Here is a 2778-nt window from a genome sequence, read left to right on the forward strand (position 1 = left end):
CCGTCGACCTCAACGAAAAGGCCAAGATCGGCAAGGTCGATCCGCTGATCGGGCGCGGCCCCGAGGTGGACCGTACCGTCCAGATCCTGTGCCGCCGGTCGAAGAACAACCCGCTCTATGTAGGCGATCCCGGCGTGGGCAAGACCGCCATCGCGGAAGGCCTGGCGCGCAAGATCGTCGAGGGCGACGTTCCCGAAGTTCTGCTCAACGCGGTCATCTATTCGCTCGACATGGGCGCGCTGCTGGCGGGCACGCGGTATCGCGGCGACTTCGAGGAGCGGCTGAAGGCGGTCGTCAACGAACTGGAGAAGCTGCCCCATGCGGTTCTCTTCATCGACGAGATCCACACCGTCATCGGTGCCGGCGCGACCAGCGGCGGGGCGATGGATGCGTCGAACCTGCTCAAGCCCGCTTTGTCGGGCGGCACGATCCGCTGCATCGGCTCGACCACCTATAAGGAGTTCCGCAATCACTTCGAAAAGGACCGCGCCCTGCTGCGCCGGTTCCAGAAGATCGACGTGAACGAGCCGACGATCGAGGACACGATCAAGATCCTGGCGGGTCTGCGCTCGGCGTTCGAGGATCACCACCAGGTCAAATACACCCCCGATGCGATCAAGTCGGCGGTCGAGCTGTCGGCCCGCTACATCAACGACCGCAAGCTGCCCGACAAGGCGATCGACGTGATCGACGAGGTCGGCGCGATGCAGATGCTGGTGCCGCCCAGCCGCCGCAAGAAGACGATCACCGCGCGTGAGATCGAGGCGGTGATCGCCACGATGGCGCGCATCCCGCCCAAGTCCGTCAGCAGTGACGACAAGAAGGCGCTGGAATCGCTCGATCGCGATCTGAAGCGGGTGGTGTTCGGTCAGGACAAGGCGATCGGCGTACTGTCCACGGCGATGAAGCTCAGCCGCGCGGGCCTGCGCGATCCGGACAAGCCGATCGGCTCGTTCCTGTTCTCCGGCCCCACCGGCGTCGGCAAGACCGAAGTTGCGCGCCAGCTGGCCAACATCATGGGCATCGAGCTGAAGCGGTTCGACATGTCGGAATACATGGAGCGCCATTCGATCAGCCGCCTGATCGGCGCGCCTCCGGGCTATGTCGGTTTCGACCAGGGCGGCCTGCTGACCGACGCGATCGACCAGAACCCGCATTGCGTGCTGCTGCTGGACGAGATCGAGAAGGCGCACCCCGACTTGTTCAACATCCTGCTGCAGGTGATGGACAACGGCCGCCTGACCGATCACCACGGCAAGACCGTCGATTTTCGCAACGTGGTGCTGATCATGACCACCAATGCGGGCGCTTCGGACATGGCGCGTTCGGGCATCGGCTTTGGCGATGTCTCCAAGGCGGACGCGGGCGAGGAGGCGGTGAAGCTGATGTTCACCCCCGAATTCCGCAACCGCCTGGATGCGATCGTGCCCTTCGCCTACCTGGGCAAGGACACCATCAGCCGCGTGGTCGACAAGTTCATCCTCCAGCTGGAACTGCAGCTGGCGGACCAGAACGTCCACATCCAGTTCGACAGCGATGCGCGGGAATGGCTGGGTGAGCGCGGCTACGACAAGCTCTATGGCGCGCGCCCCATGGGCCGCCTGATCCAGGAGAAGGTCAAGCAGCCGCTCGCCGAGGAACTGCTGTTCGGCAAGCTGGCCACGGGTGGCGAAGTGCACGTCTCCATCAAGGAGAACGCACTTTCGTTCGAACTGACCCCGGCGGCGCCCAAGCTGACCAAGGCGAAGAAGAAAGCCCCGGCCAAGAAGACCGCGCCGGATGCCGGTTCGGAATCGGAAGCCAGCTCGGACGAGTAACTCCCGGTCGGGCACTGCCCACAAGCATGGGGTGGAACCACACCGGTTCCGCCCCATTCTGTTATGATGGCGCGTGATTTCTCCTGGATCAGACCCGAACCCTGGGGGATCCACGTCGTCCCAGCGGACAGCTGGATCGACCCTGCCCGACCGGTCGATCGCGCGTTGGTGACGCATGGCCATGCCGATCACGCACGCGGCGGCCACGGCGCGACCTTGGCCACGCCCGAAACGCTGGCGATCATGAAGCTGCGCTACCAGACGGACGCGGGCGCGCAGCCGACTGCTTATGGCGAGACGATCAGCCTGGGCGGCGGCGTCGATGCGACCTGGCTCCCGGCCGGGCATGTCCTGGGTTCCGCCCAAATCCTGCTGGAACATGCGGGCGAGCGGATCATCGTCACCGGCGATTACAAGCGCCGCGCAGACCCCACCTGCCCACCGTTCGCGGTGACGCCGTGCGAAGTGCTGGTGACGGAAGCGACGTTCGGCTTGCCCGTCTTCCGCCATCCCCCGGTCGAGCACGAAGTCGCCAAGCTGCTCAAGGCGCTGGCCGAGAACCCTGACCGCTGCGTGCTGGTCGGCGCTTACGCCTTGGGTAAGGCGCAGCGCCTGATCGCGGAAGTCCGCCGCGCCGGCCATACCGCGCCGATCTACCTGCATGGCGCGATGGAGCGGATGTGCCGGCTCTATCAGGAGTTCGGCGTCGATCTGGGAGACTTGCGCCTCGTCAGCGACGCGAAAAAAGAAGACATCGTTGGCCATATCGTCGTCAGCCCGCCGTCGGCGCTCAATGATCGCTGGAGCCGCCGCCTGCCCGATCCGATCACCGCGATGGCGTCCGGCTGGATGCGGGTGCGCCAACGCGCCCGCCAGCGCATGGTGGAACTGCCGCTGGTCATCTCCGACCATGCCGACTGGGACGAGCTGACGCAGACGGTGGTGGACGTGAACCCCTACG

The 2778-nt window shown here is 65.2% G+C and carries 2 protein-coding genes; both read left to right on the forward strand.

Annotation, left to right across the window (positions count from 1 at the left end; all coding sequences use genetic code 11):
- Positions 1–1817, forward strand: a 1817-nt coding sequence (locus tag ACHWRX_RS03455) for an AAA family ATPase (RefSeq protein WP_394658096.1), incomplete at its 5' end; no start/stop codon positions are given.
- 66 nt (positions 1818–1883) lie between these two features.
- The coding region (locus ACHWRX_RS03460) for a ligase-associated DNA damage response exonuclease (protein ID WP_394658097.1) at positions 1884–2778 on the forward strand (895 nt) is incomplete at its 3' end.

This window comes from uncultured Novosphingobium sp. (genome assembly GCF_964277725.1).
Classification (GTDB): domain Bacteria; phylum Pseudomonadota; class Alphaproteobacteria; order Sphingomonadales; family Sphingomonadaceae; genus Novosphingobium; species Novosphingobium fluoreni.